General features: G+C 38.3%; 17 protein-coding genes. 2 read left to right on the top strand and 15 right to left on the bottom strand.

What is annotated here, in order from left to right; translation table 11 throughout:
* Positions 1 to 12: 12 nt before the first annotated feature.
* The 15 genes from FTT87_RS03170 to tviB form a co-directional block, all read right to left on the bottom strand.
* Entirely contained in the window at positions 13 to 1,149 is a 1,137-nt protein-coding gene (locus tag FTT87_RS03170) for a glycosyltransferase (protein ID WP_180174351.1), read from the bottom strand.
* Positions 1,133 to 2,230, bottom strand: coding sequence for a glycosyltransferase family 4 protein (locus FTT87_RS03165; RefSeq protein WP_218954186.1), 1,098 nt, complete (start codon positions 2,228 to 2,230; stop codon positions 1,133 to 1,135). Before FTT87_RS03165 ends, FTT87_RS03170 begins: the two co-directional genes overlap by 17 nt.
* Positions 2,227 to 3,453 carry a hypothetical protein gene (locus FTT87_RS03160; protein ID WP_180174349.1) on the bottom strand — a complete coding sequence of 409 codons (1,227 nt, stop codon included), beginning with the start codon at positions 3,451 to 3,453 and terminating at the stop codon, positions 2,227 to 2,229. The genes FTT87_RS03165 and FTT87_RS03160 overlap by 4 nt, the downstream gene beginning before the upstream one ends.
* On the bottom strand, positions 3,454 to 4,530 hold the full coding sequence (locus FTT87_RS03155) for a hypothetical protein (protein ID WP_180174348.1): 1,077 nt from the start codon (positions 4,528 to 4,530) through the stop codon (positions 3,454 to 3,456). It lies immediately after the preceding gene.
* Positions 4,517 to 5,737: a polysaccharide biosynthesis C-terminal domain-containing protein gene (locus tag FTT87_RS03150; RefSeq protein WP_180174347.1), complete on the bottom strand. Its 1,221-nt coding sequence runs from the start codon at positions 5,735 to 5,737 to the stop codon at positions 4,517 to 4,519. Before FTT87_RS03150 ends, FTT87_RS03155 begins: the two co-directional genes overlap by 14 nt.
* A gap of 5 nt (positions 5,738 to 5,742) precedes the next feature.
* On the bottom strand, positions 5,743 to 6,990 hold the full coding sequence (wecC, locus tag FTT87_RS03145; RefSeq protein ID WP_180174346.1) for a UDP-N-acetyl-D-mannosamine dehydrogenase: 1,248 nt from the start codon (positions 6,988 to 6,990) through the stop codon (positions 5,743 to 5,745).
* A gap of 12 nt (positions 6,991 to 7,002) precedes the next feature.
* Positions 7,003 to 8,124 carry a non-hydrolyzing UDP-N-acetylglucosamine 2-epimerase gene (gene wecB / locus FTT87_RS03140; protein ID WP_180174345.1) on the bottom strand — a complete coding sequence of 374 codons (1,122 nt, stop codon included), beginning with the start codon at positions 8,122 to 8,124 and terminating at the stop codon, positions 7,003 to 7,005.
* A 268-nt stretch (positions 8,125 to 8,392) separates the two neighbouring features.
* Positions 8,393 to 9,529 (bottom strand): glycosyltransferase family 4 protein, encoded by a 1,137-nt coding sequence (locus tag FTT87_RS03135; RefSeq protein WP_180174344.1) that lies wholly within the window; start codon positions 9,527 to 9,529, stop codon positions 8,393 to 8,395.
* On the bottom strand, positions 9,526 to 10,626 hold the full coding sequence (locus tag FTT87_RS03130) for a glycosyltransferase (RefSeq protein WP_180174343.1): 1,101 nt from the start codon (positions 10,624 to 10,626) through the stop codon (positions 9,526 to 9,528). The genes FTT87_RS03135 and FTT87_RS03130 overlap by 4 nt, the downstream gene beginning before the upstream one ends.
* Positions 10,623 to 11,741 carry a glycosyltransferase gene (locus FTT87_RS03125; RefSeq protein WP_180174342.1) on the bottom strand — a complete coding sequence of 373 codons (1,119 nt, stop codon included), beginning with the start codon at positions 11,739 to 11,741 and terminating at the stop codon, positions 10,623 to 10,625. Before FTT87_RS03125 ends, FTT87_RS03130 begins: the two co-directional genes overlap by 4 nt.
* A 24-nt stretch (positions 11,742 to 11,765) precedes the next feature.
* Complete coding sequence (locus FTT87_RS03120; RefSeq protein ID WP_092820092.1) at positions 11,766 to 12,314, bottom strand: acyltransferase; 549 nt, start codon at positions 12,312 to 12,314, stop codon at positions 11,766 to 11,768.
* A gap of 93 nt (positions 12,315 to 12,407) precedes the next feature.
* Positions 12,408 to 12,995 carry a DapH/DapD/GlmU-related protein gene (locus FTT87_RS03115; protein WP_180174383.1) on the bottom strand — a complete coding sequence of 196 codons (588 nt, stop codon included), beginning with the start codon at positions 12,993 to 12,995 and terminating at the stop codon, positions 12,408 to 12,410.
* Positions 12,995 to 14,167, bottom strand: coding sequence for a lipopolysaccharide biosynthesis protein (locus FTT87_RS03110; RefSeq protein WP_180174341.1), 1,173 nt, complete (start codon positions 14,165 to 14,167; stop codon positions 12,995 to 12,997). The genes FTT87_RS03115 and FTT87_RS03110 overlap by 1 nt, the downstream gene beginning before the upstream one ends.
* A complete protein-coding gene (locus FTT87_RS03105) occupies positions 14,164 to 15,189 on the bottom strand; it encodes an NAD-dependent epimerase/dehydratase family protein (protein WP_180174340.1) in 1,026 nt (341 codons plus the stop codon). Before FTT87_RS03105 ends, FTT87_RS03110 begins: the two co-directional genes overlap by 4 nt.
* A 26-nt stretch (positions 15,190 to 15,215) precedes the next feature.
* Positions 15,216 to 16,493, bottom strand: a complete 1,278-nt coding sequence (gene tviB / locus FTT87_RS03100) for a Vi polysaccharide biosynthesis UDP-N-acetylglucosamine C-6 dehydrogenase TviB (protein WP_180174339.1) — start codon at positions 16,491 to 16,493, stop codon at positions 15,216 to 15,218.
* Positions 16,494 to 16,905: 412 nt separating this feature from the next.
* Here tviB and FTT87_RS03095 point away from each other — a divergent pair, with 412 nt between their 5' ends.
* A complete protein-coding gene (locus FTT87_RS03095; protein ID WP_180082084.1) occupies positions 16,906 to 17,985 on the top strand; it encodes a polysaccharide biosynthesis/export family protein in 1,080 nt (359 codons plus the stop codon).
* Positions 17,985 to 18,413 carry a low molecular weight protein-tyrosine-phosphatase gene (locus FTT87_RS03090; protein WP_180082082.1) on the top strand — a complete coding sequence of 143 codons (429 nt, stop codon included), beginning with the start codon at positions 17,985 to 17,987 and terminating at the stop codon, positions 18,411 to 18,413. Before FTT87_RS03095 ends, FTT87_RS03090 begins: the two co-directional genes overlap by 1 nt.
* The last annotated feature ends 2 nt before the right edge of the window (positions 18,414 to 18,415 follow it).

Raw genomic sequence — 18,415 nt, 5'->3', positions numbered from 1 at the left:
CGATAAAACTATTTAATTTAAGTCAATTAAATTTTGTATAAGGTTTTTTTGTTTCTTCCATTTTTCTTCAGCCGAAATATAGACTCTACTAAGCTGATCAACACCTTTTTCAACAATAGCAACCCTAAGTTTTTCATCTTGATATATAGTAATCACTTTGTTTACTATATCCTCAGCATCTAAAGGATCAAAAAATAAAGCAGCCTCTCCACATAAGCCTCTTGAGAAGTCACGATCTGATGTTAAGAGAGGTTTTTTAGAAATAAAAGATTCTGGATAAGCACTTGTTGAAGATTCAGCTAAAGTAGGTAAAATTACAGCATCACAATCAGCATAATATTTAGGTAAATTCGAACTTGCAATTGGGCCAAAGTTTTTTAACATATATTGGGCATTTTTATTAACCACTAACCTAGTAAGTGCCTCAAAATATTTATCTTCTATCATAAAATTAAAATAGATATTTTTAAAATTCTTTATATAAAGTAAATCTACGACATTTGCTAAAATTTCTAAGTTTTTATGCGGATAGTAAGAGGAAGGAACCAAAAAATTAAACTCATCCTTTGAAATTTTTACACTCATCTTTCTATTAAAATATTCTTCAAAATATGGATTGTAACTATTTTCAATAACAAAAATATGATTACTCTCCAGATTTAGAAGATTTTTTAAATTATTTTTAACAACAGAAGTTTCAACAACATAATAATCAGAATTTTTTAGAAATAAATTCCTTTTAATAAAATACATTATTTTAATTTTAATTTTTTTAAGCAAACTATAGTTTAAAATATCCTGAACTTCAGGGTAAAACATTAACCCTAATGCAAAACCTTGAAGACAGGGTGCTTTCGGACGCCACATAGAAGGTCCAAATACTGTAAAAACTAAATCAGGTGTATATTTCTCTTCTAACTTTGAAAAAAAATGAGCTTGCTGATACTTTTTATATATAGGTACACTATCTAATACATAATATGCATAGAATAATTTTTTTATCTCATCAGGTAATTGTTGGTCGATCTGACGAGTTGCCACAATAATAGATTGAAACTGTTTATCTTTAGCAATATTTAATAATAAACTTAATGCAACTTGTACACCTCCACCTATCGTCAATAAACTACAATCAATTAATATTTTCATTTTGATCTAACCACTTTTGTAAAATTTTGACTAAGTTCATAGCTAAAGTTTCACTACTATACCTTTTAAAGATTGCTTTACTATGAGAACTATGCTTTAAAAGCAAATCTTCATTTTTATATTTTAACATTTTATTAGACAAATCAACAAAATTAGCAGATTTGAATATATAACCATTGTGATCATCTTTAATTAAATGAGTAGAGGCTCCGACAGCATCTGAAACAATTATAGGTTTATTACAATAAAGAGCTTCGTTTACGACCATTCCCCAACCATCATATCGACTTGGAAGAATAAAAACATCACAAGATTTATAGGCTGAACTTATTTTATGAGCAGGTATTACCCCTCTTATAAAGATTTGATCAGTTAAACCTAACTGATCAATTAAATCCTGATAATTAGTTTTATCTTTTTGATTACCAACAAGAACTAAACACCACTCAGGATTTTTATAAAATTTTTCATAAAATGCTTTTATTAATAAATCTGTTCCTTTTAGGAAACTTAACCGCCCCACAAAAAGAAATAATTTTCTTCCTTTTTTAAAATCTAATATTTGCTTATCAGAAGGATAATCCTGTAAATCATTAAATGAGTAAGGTAATATTTCTATTTTATTTTTATGAATACCCCATTTAATAAAGTCATTTTTAGCATGATCACCAATTGCTAAAGCGCCTAATGCATATTTATTAATATAATAAGCATGGATAGTTTTTTTATAATATGAAGCATACCATTTCCACCCAGTAGAGGCCTTTTCACTCCAATGCACCCATTTAATATTATTCTTTGAAAAAATATTTCTTAATTTAATTAAAAATGGATGACCATATCCTGGCAATATATGGATATATTTTTTTAATTCCAATAGATCAATTTCTAAATTTTCTGGATTTATATACTGCTCATATCCTTTTAATTGGATATCTTTACTCCAACCCATTTCAGCTCGACTCAATGGGATATGACTATAATAATTCACTCTAAATTCATTAAAGTTCTCATTTAATGCATCGAAAAATTGTGCTTGATGGTGAGATGGTTGATTCATCCAAATTATTAAATTCATCATGATTTCCTTGGAAAGGCTTTTATTAAAATTTTATAAAAGTAAAAAATTAAAATACCAATGAAAAAAATATAAAAAGCTTTAGAATAACCAACTTGTAAGGAACCCCTTAATCCCACAAAAATAAACATACTTATTGCAACTATACTTATTGAGTACATTCTAAGAGAGTATTGAGCTGAAATTTCATTTAACTTACTTAAAGCAAAACCTAAAATCAAAGCAAATACTAATCCAAACCATCCTAAATCAACATAAACCCAACCATGTAAACTAGGGTGAATTGTACCAAATGTCCACCCAAATCTATCCTGCGCTAAAATAGCCGGGATATCGACTAAACTAAAATTTCTTTCACTCCAAATAAATGTAGGAATCAAACCCGTTGACAACATGAATATACTTGCCTTAGCTTCTGTTAATCCACTGTAATAATTAGGGTTTTGGAAAACATAATATAAAACACTAGTAGCTGAATCACGTGAAAAAAACATACTAATTATTGAAGCCTTATCATCATTACTTATCGCACGTACTCCGCGGAATAAAAATAATGCAATAAAACCAAAAATAACAGGTTTTATTAAATTTTTTTTATTTGCTATGAGAAGAAGAAAACAAACACCAATTACTGGAGCTAAATATGGTCTTTCAGATGTAATAAAAGATACTAAGGCTGCTGGCAATAAATTTAAGATCGCTAAAAATTTATGCCCAGTTAAACCTAAGACATAGGTTGCAGATGTACAAATACAAATAAATATAACACTAATTTGGGAGTAAAAATTAACATCTCTAGTAAAATCGGCAACAAACCACTCCCCATTAAAATTTAGCAAAAAAACCAAGAAAAAAATATAATTTAACAATAATAAAAATCGCTCAAATTGAATTTTATCGATTTTTATTTCTTTTAAATTTACTTTTATATTAGAAAATCTCTCTCCAATTAGGAAAAAAATATTAAATAATAAAATATATAAAGACATTAAAAGCATATTTGTTTTTTCAAATGAAAAATCATGATTTTCATCTTGTAAAAATAAAAAAACCTCCCATTCTTTTGCCTTATTAATTAAAACCATAAAAGAATCAACAAACAAAGGAATTGATATAAAAAATGCCAGACCAATCCAAAATAAGACTAGTATACTATTTCTTCTATAAGAGGAATAACTTCCAAATATGTTCAGAATGAGATTTAATATTGAAATAAAAAAAACCATCTATCCCACCAAATCAAGAATAATATTCTTAATATTTAGATCATCATAATAAGAATTACAATGAGAGCTTAAGATATCCATTTTAACTAGAAATTTTTTAATAAAATTTACTATATTATTTTTCTCAAAATCACAAATCAAACTAAAACTATCAAATTCTCTCAAACTCAAACAATCATTAGATAGGAATGGAATACCAAAACCAATATACTCCCACACCTTATTTGGTGCACAATATAAATTATTTAAATTGATGAGATCATAACTCATAATACCAATACTGGCATAACTCGTTATTTCCAAATGATAAGGTGCAGGAACACTGCCCACATATTTTACATTAGGTGAAGTCGCAACCAACTTTTCAGCATAACCATGATCTGGACCTAACAGCCAAAATTCATATTCTGGTAACTCTCTCATAGCCTCAGCTATGGGCATTAAATTACGGTCACCGCCTATATGCCCTTGATATAGAATGATAGGTTTATCTGTTTTATATTCCTGTAAAATATTACGAGTTAACTCATGTGTAGGCTCTAAATTTTTCTTTCTCGGATGTCTATAAGGCTTGTTTGGTAATACAATCGGCCTATTCTTTAAGGCAAGCCAAACTTGCAAGATCCCAGCTCTGTTTAGCTCAGGAACAACTACATGCTTTGCATTCTGTGCAATGTTTTTTATCGATTTTAGCTTGTCTTGATGTGTATCATACAATTCATGTAAATGTAATACATAAGGATTCTTAGCAAAAAAACCTAATCCTTTACAGGCTAGAGCCGTATCTAAAGACCCTACCCAAACCAAATCTTCAGATTTCAAATGCTTATCTAAAGTTTTATTGACTAAAGCTCTATATTCTAGATAATTTATAATTCGATTTATTTTATTTACATTGTGTTTTTGGTCAACAATATACTCTTCAAGATCTTCATGAATTAAACCACTAGCTTGAGTAGATATGAAGCCAACTTTAAATTGATTTAATTCTAGTAGACACTGTAAAACCGTCATTATAGGTGGTAAGGCAACTACATGCGAACGTAACAACACCCAAATAGTCTTATTTTTTTGCATAACTTAACACCTTATAACTTAAAAGTTGCACTATAGTTAAAGCTAAATAGGCTATAAAAAATGCCCAAGATAATGCTGCTGAAATTTCATATTTAGAAAAAACAAATGTGACTATAAGCAATACAATTGCCCAAATTATATTCATATAAAATCCAAACCAAGCTTTTCCTATTGAAGGCCAATAACTAGCAAAAACTGCATTTAAACTAAAGAATACAATTGTGCCCAACATAATATAATAATTATTTACAAGATCTACTGAGTAATCATCAACTATGATGAAAAACAATTTTTGGAAAATAAACAAGCAAGATGCTATCACTAGTGCAAAGAAAAAGTTGTTTTTTGCTATTTTCAAAAAATTATTTTCATTTTCTTCATTTTTACTAGAGAATTTTGATATAAAATAACCATTTAAAGCATTAGGAATAAAGATTGCAACCAAATATACTTGATACACTATATTAAAATATGCCAAATGACTTAAACCTTGCTCTTGACTAGAAACAATCTTAAATGCCAAACCTATAACAGGCGCCACCAATAAACCTGAAAAAATTACAGGAATCGAAAGCTCTTTAAATTTTTGATATATTTTTATTTTTTCACTTGTATCACCAGACTTAAATTCCAGCAATCCTGTTTTACCAACCGAATAAAAATTAATAACAAATAATAAAAATCTATAAGCTATTAGACTAATCAATACACCTAATACTTTTAACTCAACAATTAAATACAATGAAATAGGGAGAAAGATAAGAAAGCTAGTAAAATTATTAATAAAAATCTTTTTAAAATCTTTAAGTCCAACCAAAACTGCTTCACTAATTGAATTTAATGAACTAAATAAAGAGAAAAATAATATAAAAGAAAAAATTTGCCACGAAGGTAGTTGATTAATATCATCTAAATAAAATACATAAATAAAGATTGCTAAGATTATAGAAAAAAGGAAAGAAATAAAATAATTATACTTTACAAATAAAGCACTTAAACTAGTGAAACCATTACGAGCAACGATACTATTTACTGCAACAGAAGCTCCCATTCCAGAAATAGCACCAATTGTTGCTGTCATCGCCAACAATAGAGATATTACTCCGTACTCTTCAGGAAGTAATAACCTAAAGCTAATCACATTAATTAACAATATAATCATCTTTGAGGCAATATTTGCCCCAAGAGAAAAGAAAATATTATTCATTCTTATTAAATACCGACTGTATTTAAAATATACTCACTCGTTATTGTCATATTTTTAAATTTACGGTGTGCTACTAAAATCAAATGGATATTTGCTTGTGTACGATTATCAAAATCAATTAATTTTACATTTTGGGGTAACCCTGATGGCAAGCTTTGAATATTAGGCTCAATAGCTAAAATATTTAAGCCTTGTTCAGCTAATTGTTTGGTAATTTCTAAAGCTGGACTTTCACGCAAGTCATCAATATCCGGTTTAAAAGCTAAGCCATAACAAGCTACAGTTACATCTTTAATGGTTTTTTCAGGGTTCGCCTGTAAAAACTCTGCAATCTTAATTTTTACCTGATCTATCACCCACTCAGGTTTACTGTCATTCACTTGACGTGCAGTGCGAATTAAACGGGCTTGCTCTGGTGTTTTAGACACAATAAACCATGGGTCAACCGCAATACAGTGCCCGCCTACTCCAGGACCTGGCTGTAAAATATTGACTCGCGGGTGACGATTCGCAAGCTGAATCAACTCCCATACATTTATATCTAACTTGTCACAAATAATAGAAAGCTCATTAGCAAAGGCAATATTGACGTCACGGAATGAATTCTCTGTCAATTTGCACATTTCTGCAGTACGAGCATTGGTTTCAATACATGCACCTTTTACAAAAACCTTGTATAAATCAATTGCCGCTTGCGAACAGCGCGGGGTCATTCCTCCCACAATACGATCATTACTAATTAGCTCTTGCAAGACCTTGCCAGGTAATACACGCTCTGGGCAGTGAGCAATTAGAATATCCGCCTGTTCACCAACCTGCTGAGGGAAAGTCAAATCTGGACGAGCCTCACTCAGCCATGCCGCCATTTGTTCAGTTGCACCTACAGGCGAAGTAGATTCTAAAATAACTAAATTCCCTTTCACCAACTGTGATGCAAGCGCTTTCGCTGCAGATTCAATATATTTTAAGTCTGGTTCATGCTTATCTTTAAAAGGGGTCGGTACAGCTACAATATAAGCATCTGCAGCAACAGGGCTTAATTGTGCAGAAAGCTTTTGTTGTGCAACAACGTCACGCACCAAAGCATCTAGGTCTGGTTCTACAATATGAACCTTGCCCTGATTAATCAAATCTACCGCATGTGGGTTAACATCTACACCTGTAACTTTTACCCCATGCGCAGCAAAGGTAGCCGCAGTTGGTAAACCGATATAACCTAAACCAATGACACAAATATGTTTGAACTTCTGCATTTTTTACTCAATTTATTTATTTAAAGCACGAATAATTTGTTGACTCGCTGTACCATCACCATACGGGTTGTGCGCTGCCGCCATCGTTTGGTACAAGTCTGTATTTTCTAATAGCTCAATCACAGACTGTTGTATAAGTGCTGCATCTGTGCCTACAAGTTTGACTGTTCCTGCCTCTACCGCTTCTGGGCGCTCGGTTGTATCTCTCATCACCAATACTGGCTTACCCAAAGAAGGGGCTTCTTCCTGAATACCGCCAGAGTCGGTTAAAATCAAATAACTGCGGTTCATTAAATACACAAAAGGTAAGTAGTCTTGCGGTGCTATTAAATAAATATTAGAAATACCCGATAGCAATTCATTCACAGGCTTTTGTACATTTGGGTTTAAGTGTACAGGGTATACAATTTGCACATCAGGGTACTGTTTTGCAATATTTGCCAATGCTGTACAAATATTTAAAAAGCCTTGACCAAAGTTTTCTCGGCGGTGACCAGTCACCAAAATTAGTTTTTTTGTCGAATCTAAAAAGTTAAATTGCTGCTCAAACTGAGCAATAACCGCCCGATCTGTTTCAACCTTTTCTTTTACAGTAAGCAAAGCATCAATAACTGTATTGCCTGTGATGGTAATATTTTTCGGGTCTATATTTTCTTTAATTAAATTATTATAAGAAGACTGAGTCGGCGCGAAATGATAAGTGGTTAACGCGCCTGTAAGTTTACGATTTGCTTCTTCAGGCCAAGGTGAATAAATATCGCCAGTACGCAAACCTGCTTCTACATGACCAACCGTAATTTTATGATAATACGCAGCTAAAGAGGCGGCAAAAGTTGTGGCAGTATCGCCATGCACTAACACAACATCTGGTGTCCATTCAGCAAAAACTTGCTCTAAGCCTTTCAATACACCAGAAGTAATATCAGACAAGGTTTGTCCTGGCTTCATCAAGTTTAAGTCAAAATCTGGTGTTAAGTTAAAAAGTTCCAGTACCTGATCCAACATTTGTCTATGCTGACCTGTTACACACACCTTTGTTTCGAAGCTTTCGTCATTGTCTTTTAACTGCAACGCCAGAGGCGCCATTTTAATTGCTTCCGGTCTTGTACCAAAGACTAAAAGAATTTTTCTCACAGACAATCCCTCATCGATTATATTTAATTTTTAAAATGGCACATTCTAGCAATATTTGAAATATTATTAAATATTTCTTCTATTAATTATCTTTTTTATACGAATAATTTTTCATTTTTATAAAATACAAAAAAATAATTGATTAATTTATAATAATGAATTATTTAATCCACCAAAAATATGTTTAAATTTAAAACATAAATAATATACATATATCAATCAAATATATAAAATCAGTGATTTGGATAAACAAATTAAGATTAATAAATTAGAGTCCCATTTCTGACATCATGTGGGCATTAACCTGATATACATCATATTTATTGAGTGCCATTTCACGGGAACGCTGCCCCATATAGGTAATCAGCTGGGAGTCTTCAATAAAATACTGCATGCTTTGCACCAGATCATCGACCGATTTCACCCCGACTAAATAACCATTTACGCCATTGCTCACCGTTTCACGGCAGCCCGGAGCATCGGTGGTAATAATGGCACGCCCCATCGCCATGGCCTCTAACACGGTACGCGGGGTTCCTTCCCGGTAAGAAGGCAATACATAGACCGAACTTGCCGCAATGGCCGGACGTACATCACTCAGTTTACCCCAATACTTCACGGTTTTTTCCTGTATCCAGGTATCCAGCTCAGCTTGCGAAATCGCAGAAGGATTGTCATCTATCCAGCCGACCAGATGAAATTCCGTTTCAGGATATTGCGCTTTGACAATACGAGCCGCTTCGGCATATTCACGCACGCCTTTATCACCGAGCAAACGAGCAATCAGCAAGAAAGAAGCTTTTACCTGTCCTTCTTTATTGAGCGGTAATGGCATTACATTAAAATCCTGCACATTCACCCCTGAACCATTCACCACTACAGTTGGCTTGTTCACATTGAGCAATTGCATCTGTAGAAACAGCTTTAAATCATCCGGATTCTGAAAAAAGACTTTTTCAGTATGTTTCAGTGCTTGAGCATATAGGCTATGTACCAACTTTTGAAAAATACTACGCTTGCCTGATTCGACATTTTGAAAGGCATACCCCAAACCTGTAATTAATGCAAATTTATGTGGGACTTTTGCGAGCCATGCCGCTAGCGTGCCGTAGATTACTGGTTTAATGGTATAGGACAGTACATAATTCGGCTGAATTTTGCGAATCAAACGATAAATCACAAATAAGGCTTTTAGGTCATAAATTGGATTTGCTTCGGTTCTATGCATAGGAATCCAGTGAACACGATACCCCAAATCTCGGAGTTTAGCCGTCTCGTCTGGAAAAGATTTTAAGTCAGGGGCCATAATATGAATTTCAAAACCGCGGTCAGCAATGGCTTCCAATAGCTTGCCACGGAAATTCAGAACGGACGGCAAAAAGCTGCAAATCATCAAAAACTTCATGCACCTTGTCTCCACATGTCCAGATACTGCTGACTCACGCTTTCAATACTAAAATGTTGTTCCACCCATGCACGGCTGGCTTGTTTCAACTGTAATTTTTCCGCCTGGCTGGAATGAACATAATCCAAAATGGCATTGGCCAACGCCTCCGGATCACGTGGCGGCACAATGGCACCCAGCTCATCAACTATATATTTAGCATCGCCGACATCGGTACTGATACAGGGCAGGCCGGATGCCATCGCTTCGACCAGCACATTGGGAAAGCCTTCGGTAATCGAGGTCATCAAAAAGGCATCCACCGACTGATAAAATGCCGGCATGTCGGAAACCTGATCGAGCAGATGCACTTTGTTTTCATCTAGCCCGAATTGCTCAAACAGGGCTTTAACTTCGGGATTCTCTAAGCTTGCCCCACTGCCGGCAATTTTAAAAATAATCGGCTGATCTTTCAGTTTTGCCAGAGTCGCAAACAGATAGGGATAGCCTTTTGCCGTATGATAACGTCCGGCAAAACCAATGCTGATCGGTTGATGCAGTTCAGGATTGGGCTGGAACTTGTCTAGAAACACGCCATTGGCAATCACCTGAGTATTACTATTTTTCAGGCCAAAGCGTTGATGCTGTTGCAAGGATGAATGCGCGCAATAAATCACGCCTTGGGGCTGCGCGGCCAGAACTTTACTCATGACCAGGGCGACTTTGGTACTCAGCGATTCTTCTTTGGGAGAGGCCAGCGAATGATGAATGCCCCAAAAAATCTCGGGTTTTGGGCTGAGACCGATGCAACTTAAGCTGGTCAATACATTGGCATGATACATCCAGCACTGCACCGTTTTTGGCGCAATGAACTTGAGCAAATGCCGCAGCTTAGCAATCGTCCCCAGTGTATTCAGCCCGTTCCAGCCCAATGCATAATAGGATTGGCATTGCGCCAGGGTTTCGGCATACACCTCCGATGTTTTCATCAGTGCGATAATCACATGCGCATACTGGTCGCGGGTCTGCTGAATCAGGCGCGCCAGCATCATCTCTGCCCCGCCCACTCCGGCAAAGTTGGTAATCACATGCACCATGACTGGTTTCGGCTGATTCATGCGGAGCGCTCCATCAGCTGCAGATAACGCTGTTGCACGGTATGTTTATGAAATTGCAGACAATGTACAGCCAGTTCAGTGTCATCATACGTGACATATTCACCGAAAATCGCCTGCTGCATCGCCGCAGTCATGCCCGCCTGATCATTACATTCCACCAGCAAGCCAAATTTAGCATTAGCCAAAATTTCTTTTGGCCCGCTCGGGCAATTGGTACTCACCACTTTAATTTTCGAAGCCAAAGCCTGAATCAACACCCCGGGCAGGCCTTCCCAGTTGGAACTCAAGACAAACAGCTCGGCATATTTAAAATAGGCATAGGGATTGGGATCAAAGCCGGGCAGATCAACCACATCGCTTAAGCTTAAGTCATGAACCAATTGCTCTAGTTCACCGCGTAATTCCCCTTCTCCCAGAATAATCAAGCGGGTTTCCGGGTGCTGTTGATACAAGGCATGAAAAGAACGAATCAGAAAATCAAAATTTTTTGCTTCGGTTAAACGCCCGACTGCCAGAATGACTTTATGTTCTGGCTGAAAGAAACGATGCTCAACCGCGACCTGCAATTTTTCAGCATAGGTCTCGTCAATCACCGGGTTATAAATGGTGACTAAATTGTTCTTGGAATAGGCATAATATTCACGAAAATCATCCAGCACGCCATTGGAGACACAGACCACCTGACTGGCAGCTGGATAGGTCATTTTGACCAGGGTTTTCAGCAGCCACTTTGCCATGCCCTGCAATTTCAAATTTTTTGAAGGCGTGGAAACCTCGCGCAAAATCAACCGGACCTGACTTTTGGCTAAACGTCTGGCCAGGGCAGCAATAATATTCGTATGGGTCTGGGTCGCCACCAGCACATCATACTCCACCGCCTGCAACAGTTTTTTTAGTGGGAAAATGGCATTGGCAACACGGCCACAGTTTAAATCAATCAATTGAATCTGCGGATCAACCTCGGGCAGGAGTTTGCCTTTTACCCCGCTGATGTCACAGACCACCACATCCACTTTGCGTCCCAGCTGGACCAGGTTGTTGGCCAACTGAATCACGGTACGTTCTGCCCCACCACCCCCTAAGCTCGGCAAAAAAAACATGATTTTATTGAGCATAACAATACCTAAAAATGGAAAAAATTAATCTGTGCTTTTAGAAGCTTGCAGAGCCATTGCACGTTGCACACGCTGCTGATAATCATGGATGCCGGCCAGTTCCGAATCGCTGGCACAGCTGGCTTGAATCTTGGCAGCGTAGTCCGCAAAACTTGAAACCACCTTGGCGGGCACACCAATCGCCACACTGTTATCCGGAATATCTTTGGTCACTACCGAACCGGCCCCAATCACGACATTGGAACCAATCTTCACCCCCGGCATAACAATTGTATTGACTCCGATAAACACATGCGAACCGACCTGAATCGGGGCAAAGCGTTGATAGCGTTTGCCGTGCTGGTCTTTGACCAGACAGGTACTGCCATCATGGGTAATAAATTTCACCCCGGAAGTTACGGTAACATGATCGCCAATAGCAATCAGAAAGGGTTCCGAGCCCCAGCTTTTAATATAAATGCGGCAATGTTCACCTACGCTGACCCCTTTTTTCCGCGCATAAGCCACACTGCCTTTGGCCATAAAATAGACCAGGTCAAAGAGTGTATTGAAGACGGATTTTATCAATGCCATGCGCATGACCTTTAGAGCAGCAAAACAAAAAATGCGAGAAGTGGGCTATTTTACGCCTAAATTGGCTTCAGGCATATAATTGCATTGCCAGGCTTATTTGATTTTTCTGGCAGGAATGCCGACATATATTCCCGGCTCGGCAAGCGTTTTGGAAACCAGACTGCACGCTCCAATTACACTATTGTCCGGAATATTGACGCCATCCAGAACCGTCACCCGGGCACCCAGCCAGATATTTTCCCCCAGGCTGACCCCCTGCTTGGTAATCTGGTCTTTCACCAAGATATTCGGATCATCAAATTTATGGTTACTGGCAATAATGATACTTTGCGTGCCAATGCGGGTATTGTCGCCAATGCTGACTCCACCACAGCCATTGATAAATGACTTGGAATTGATGCTGACATCCTGACCAATACTGATATTGCCACCAAAACATTTGATATAACAACTTTCACCAATAAAGCTGTTGTCGGCAATGCTGAGCATTGCGCCTGGTTCCACAATCAGGCTGACCTGATCGCCGATATAGACGTTTTTACCCATACGCACCTGACCTGCAATTTCAAGCGTAGTGCCTTTGCCAAAATATTTAAACCGGGTAGCAAAGGCCTGATTATAAAGCACCTTGCGGCATTGTGCAGTGAACCAGTTCATGAGTTTTAAAGCTTTAAAAAACATCACTTTTTGCTACTCCACACAGAGAATAAAATGGCAAAGTTATAAAAAATCAAGGCAACCGGTACGGCAAGCAGCATATAGATTTTATCTTCTACCAGTAGATACAGGCCGAAAAATAAAACGAATTTAATCAATAACTCAATAATCTGCAATCTAAACAGCACATGGCTACTACGCTGTGCAATCAGGAAGGCCGAGCTGGGCGGATTACAAAAAATGGCCCAATAGCCCAAGGCCAAAATCTGGAAATAGGTAGAAATGCCGACCCAGTCTTTGCCAAATACCCATAAATACAGGGATTCTGGCAGCACAAAAAACACGGCAAACAGCGGCAGAGACAGCAGACTCAGCAGTACACTGCTTTTCAGGGCTTCCTGACTATTTTCCAGATGTTTAAATTTGCGGATAAAAAACTGGCGAATGGTTTGCGACATTAAATTAATCGGCACCCGCAAAGTCCGCTCCACAATGGCATAGAAGCCCATCGCCTGCACACCGACAAAATGCGAGACCACATAATAAGGCAAGTTATGCGAAAAGCTGTTCAGCAAGGCATGTGGCGTATTGGAATAAATAAAATCCTGATAGTGCTTAAATGCCTGCCAACTGACCTGATAAAGCTGATTTTTTACAATATAAATCAGTACAAACAGCAGCATCAGCACTGAACTGACACTGTAACTGTTGACCAGGCTGATGCTCATCAACAAGGGCAAACCCAGCTGTACCAGCACCACAATCAGGCTACGCAAAATATTCAGTCCGGCACAGAAATATTCGGCATGCGCGGCAAATTTATAATTATAGATAGTTTGAATCAGGGTATTGGCCAACACGCCACTGCAAATGGCAGCGACCACAGCAACATCAAAAATAAAACTTAAGATGATAGCACTGACCGCTACAATAGCTGTGGAGAACATCGCTCCTTCAAAGATCAGGCTTTTTTTGTCCTGCTCTTCCGCGACCAGTAAGGCTTGATCGAGACGCAAATTGGCAATGGTCGATAAAACGCTGACTACAGCCAATGCAATGCCATATTCACCAAAATCCTGAACCGAATAAAGGCGCGTTAAAAAAGGAAGTGCGATAAATGTGATTATCGCACCTACTAATAAACTCGACGTGATTAAGCCAATCGACTGATATTTGGCGAAAATACGCGCAATCATGTCAGATTTTTAACGTACCAGCGCATGGCCAGCTGAATACCGGCATCAATTCGAAACTCTGGTGCATAGCCCAGGGCTTTCTCAATTTTGGCAATGCTGGCTTGAGAATGGCGTACATCTCCGGCACGGAAGTCACGGTATACGGCATCTTTCGTATAGTTCACGCCATTTTCAGCCAGTGCAGCCTGAATCGCACGATACAAATCATTCAAGGTGGTACGGTCACCCACTGCGACGTTATAGACCTGATTTTTTGCGGCATCATCGGCTGTGGTCGCTGCCAGAATGTTGGCTTGCACCGTGTTATCGATAAAGCAGAAATCCCGGCTGGTTTCACCATCGCCATTGATAAACACATCATCACCGGCAATCATGGCCGCTGTCCATTTTGGAATCACGGCTGCATAGGCACCGTTTGGATCCTGACGCTTGCCAAAGACATTAAAGTAACGCAAACCAATCGTTTTAAAGCCATAAGTTCGGGCAAAGACTTCAGCATACAGCTCATTTACATATTTGGTGACCGCATAAGGCGAAAGTGGCTTGCCGATATTTTCTTCAACTTTAGGTAGTGCCGGATGGTCACCATAAGTTGAACTACTGGCGGCATAGGTAAAGCTAGAGACTTTGGCATCACGTGCAGCCGTCAGCATGTTCAGGAAGCCGCTGATATTGGTGGCATTAGTGGTAATCGGATCAGCAATCGAACGTGGTACTGAACCCAGAGCGGCTTCATGCAAGACATAATCCACGCCGGCACAGGCTTTTTGGCAATCTTCCAAATTACGAATATCGCCTTCATAGAAGGTGAATTTTGCCCATTGCACCGCACTGACCAATGACTGTACTTCATCTAAGTTATATTGATGACCGGTAGCGAAGTTATCCAAACCAATAACAGTTTGATCAAGTTTTAACAGTGTTTCTAACAGATTGGAGCCAATAAAACCGGCAACCCCCGTGACCAGCCACGTTTTCGGTGCTTGCTTTAACTGTTCACAAACCAGCTGATATTGACTCATGACGATACTTCCTAACACTTTTTAAATTACAAACGAAGATCAGATTCAGACTGTGCAAGTACATATTTCAAATCATATAAAACATGTTCCGCTTTGCCCAAGGCACGAATTTTCTCTACGCCCATCTCTTTAAACTGATGATGTGCCACCGCCAGAATAATGGCGTCATAGCTGTTTTCTGTTAATGTCGAAACAGGATCAATCCCATATTCATGCTCGGCCTCGGCACGATCTACCCATGGGTCATAAACATCTACATTCACGTGATATTCTTTCAGTTCATTGACGATATCAATAATGCGGGTATTACGGATATCCGGACAGTTTTCTTTAAAACTTAAGCCTAAAATCAGCACCTTGGCATCTTCCACCTGAATGCGCTTTTTCAGCATGCCTTTCACTAACTGAGTCACCACATAGGCGCCCATACCATCATTCAAACGGCGGCCAGCCAAGATGATTTCAGGGTGATAACCAATCGCTTGCGCTTTATGGGTGAGATAGTACGGATCGACCCCGATACAGTGCCCGCCGACCAGACCCGGACGAAACGGCAGGAAGTTCCATTTCGTGCCTGCAGCCTCAAGTACCGCTTCAGTATCAATCTCCATTTTATTGAAGATCAAGGCCAGCTCATTAATCAGCGCAATATTGACATCCCGCTGGGTATTTTCAATCACCTTTGCCGCTTCAGCCACTTTAATGCTGGATGCCTTATGAGTGCCGGCTTCAATAATCAGGTTATAGACCTGATCGACAAAATCCGCGACTTCAGGCGTAGAACCTGAAGTGATTTTAAGAATATTGGTCACGCGGTGCAATTTGTCACCCGGATTAATGCGCTCTGGGCTATAACCCGCAAAGAAATCCTGATTGAATTTTAGACCGGATACTTTTTCCAATTCAGGAATGCAGACTTCTTCAGTGGCTCCCGGATAAACCGTTGACTCATAAACAACAATATCGCCTTTTTTCAGAACTTTACCAATACTTTGCGAGGCTTTGACCAGTGGCGTCAGATCCGGCTGTTTATATTCATCAATCGGGGTCGGCACCGTCACAATAAAGAAGTTGCAGTCGTTTAGATCTTCTAGATTTGCAGTATAGGTTAAATAAGTAGATTGTTTTAATTCTTCAGGTGAGACCTCTAAGGTATGGTCTTGACCGCTTTTTAATTCATCAATACGCTTTTGATGAATATCGAAACCAACAACAGAAACCTGTTTTCCAAACTCTACAGCTAAGGGTAAACCGACATAACCTAGCCCAATAATTGCTATTTTCAGTTCAGAGAGTTGTAACATATAGAAGCCTATGCGATCGATGAATTCTTGATCATCGTGACGTTGTAAATAGCATTATAATATAACAGAAATTGCAGTAATTTTAATTGTAAAATATTGTCTTTATAGGAGAGATCATTCAAACGGGCAATTTATGCCAATCTTAAAATCAGGGTTGATAAACGCCAAAAACATCACACAATAAATAAATTTAATTTTCTTGCTATTTCTTATTTAAAGATAACCCAGTAGTATTTCCACACCTATACCCAACATCTTACGATTCAACAACATCTTAGACTAGGTAACAAAACATTAGTGGTATAAAATATTATTGTTCAAATTTCATTTATTGGACAAGTTACGCCCATATATTAATTTCAAATTATTTTTATAAACAGGATTTCGAGTGAGTTACTACCGTTATAGCGTTATGTTTGCACTGAGTTTAGGAATGACTGGTTGTGCAATCACTTCTGGTTTACAAACTTATGATTTACCTAGTGAAGGGGTTTATCAAACGGATTTGGGCACTCAAGTCAATGTAATCAAACTCACTCAAGAATCGCTGTTTGCCGTGCAGCCGGCTGAAATTAATATTCGTCAGGATTATGCCCATTTATTTCATACTTCCCATAAAAATTATAAATTGAGTCCTGGAGATATTCTTTCTATTTATCTTTGGGCTTATCCAGACATAACCCCGCCTACAAGTTCAATTAGTAGTGAACAATCTGCTCAGGCCAATGGTTATCAAATTGACCAAAATGGCTATATCCAGTTTCCTATGATTGGCCGTTATAAAGCAGCAGGAAAATCATTAACACAGGTTAATCAGGAATTACGCAACCAGCTGTCTCGTTATTTAAAAACACCGGATGTGATTGCCCGGGTATTGTCTTATCAAGGTCAACGCTTTTCGGTACAAGGCAATGTGATGAAAGGTGGACAATTTGCGCTCAGTGATCAACCTGTCAGTGTATATACCGCTTTAGGCATGGCAGGTGGGGTGAATACGCAACAAGGCGATAACACCTCGATTACCTTGGTCAGACAGGGCCGGAGCTATCAGCTCAATAGTATTGAGCTGGAAAAAGCCGGACTGTCCTTACATAACCTGCTGATCCAACCCAATGACACTTTATATGTCAATTCACGTGAAAACCAAAAAATTTACGTCATGGGTGAATCGGGTAAAAACCAATCCCTGCCAATGCGCGATCAAGGTATGAGTTTAAGTGATGTTTTAGGTGAAAGTTTAGGTTTAAATCCGCTGTCTGCAAGTCGAAGTAAAATTTATGTCGTCCGTAGCAATGCTGTAGATACCTCCACAGAAGTGTATCAACTAGATTTAACCAGTATTGCCGATTTTGGTTTGGCCAATAAATTCAAAATGCGCAGCAATGATATTGTCTATGTCGATGCTTCAGGTTTAGCCCGCTGGCAACGTGTGGTCAACCAAATTATTCCTTTCTCGAATGCACTTTATAATTTGGATCGCCTGGGGCAATAATGCAAATTCAGAATATTCTCGTGGTTTGTGTAGGCAATATCTGTCGTAGTCCGATGGCTGAATATTTCTTAAAACAACAGTATCCGCAACTGCATATTGAGTCTGCAGGTATTTCCGGTTTAACCGGTCATGCTGCAGATCAAAAAGCTAGCCTGTGTATGCAGCGCCTAGGCATTGATATGAGCGCGCATATTGCCAAAAAACTGAATGCCAATTTGATTAAAAAGGCCGATCTGATTCTAGTCATGAGTCAAAATCAGCAAAAGCATATAGAGCAGACCTGGCCTTTTGCGAAAGGAAAAACTTTCCGCTTAGGGCATTGGCAAGGCAGAAACGTTCCTGACCCTTACCAGCATGAGCAATTGGTCTTTGATGAAACCTGTCAGTTAATACGGGATTGTATTAGCGACTGGACACAACATATTTAACT

Source organism: Acinetobacter sp. YH01022, from assembly GCF_013420235.1.
Classification (GTDB): domain Bacteria; phylum Pseudomonadota; class Gammaproteobacteria; order Pseudomonadales; family Moraxellaceae; genus Acinetobacter.
This window is presented reverse-complemented; position numbering and strand designations above follow the sequence as displayed.

What these genes read in the sequence shown, in the direction of transcription:
- FTT87_RS03170 (WP_180174351.1), bottom strand. Translation starts at nt 1,149, where the DNA reads ATGAAAATATTAATTGATTGTAGTTTATTGACGATAGGTGGAGGTGTA.
- FTT87_RS03165 (WP_218954186.1), bottom strand. Translation starts at nt 2,230, where the DNA reads ATGATGAATTTAATAATTTGGATGAATCAACCATCTCACCATCAAGCA.
- FTT87_RS03160 (WP_180174349.1), bottom strand. Translation starts at nt 3,453, where the DNA reads ATGGTTTTTTTTATTTCAATATTAAATCTCATTCTGAACATATTTGGA.
- FTT87_RS03155 (WP_180174348.1), bottom strand. Translation starts at nt 4,530, where the DNA reads ATGCAAAAAAATAAGACTATTTGGGTGTTGTTACGTTCGCATGTAGTT.
- FTT87_RS03150 (WP_180174347.1), bottom strand. Translation starts at nt 5,737, where the DNA reads ATGAATAATATTTTCTTTTCTCTTGGGGCAAATATTGCCTCAAAGATG.
- wecC (WP_180174346.1), bottom strand. Translation starts at nt 6,990, where the DNA reads ATGCAGAAGTTCAAACATATTTGTGTCATTGGTTTAGGTTATATCGGT.
- FTT87_RS03135 (WP_180174344.1), bottom strand. Translation starts at nt 9,529, where the DNA reads ATGAAGTTTTTGATGATTTGCAGCTTTTTGCCGTCCGTTCTGAATTTC.
- FTT87_RS03130 (WP_180174343.1), bottom strand. Translation starts at nt 10,626, where the DNA reads ATGAATCAGCCGAAACCAGTCATGGTGCATGTGATTACCAACTTTGCC.
- FTT87_RS03125 (WP_180174342.1), bottom strand. Translation starts at nt 11,741, where the DNA reads ATGCTCAATAAAATCATGTTTTTTTTGCCGAGCTTAGGGGGTGGTGGG.
- FTT87_RS03120 (WP_092820092.1), bottom strand. Translation starts at nt 12,314, where the DNA reads ATGGCATTGATAAAATCCGTCTTCAATACACTCTTTGACCTGGTCTAT.
- FTT87_RS03115 (WP_180174383.1), bottom strand. Translation starts at nt 12,995, where the DNA reads ATGTTTTTTAAAGCTTTAAAACTCATGAACTGGTTCACTGCACAATGC.
- FTT87_RS03110 (WP_180174341.1), bottom strand. Translation starts at nt 14,167, where the DNA reads ATGATTGCGCGTATTTTCGCCAAATATCAGTCGATTGGCTTAATCACG.
- FTT87_RS03105 (WP_180174340.1), bottom strand. Translation starts at nt 15,189, where the DNA reads ATGAGTCAATATCAGCTGGTTTGTGAACAGTTAAAGCAAGCACCGAAA.
- tviB (WP_180174339.1), bottom strand. Translation starts at nt 16,493, where the DNA reads ATGTTACAACTCTCTGAACTGAAAATAGCAATTATTGGGCTAGGTTAT.
- FTT87_RS03095 (WP_180082084.1), top strand. Translation starts at nt 16,906, where the DNA reads ATGTTTGCACTGAGTTTAGGAATGACTGGTTGTGCAATCACTTCTGGT.
- FTT87_RS03090 (WP_180082082.1), top strand. Translation starts at nt 17,985, where the DNA reads ATGCAAATTCAGAATATTCTCGTGGTTTGTGTAGGCAATATCTGTCGT.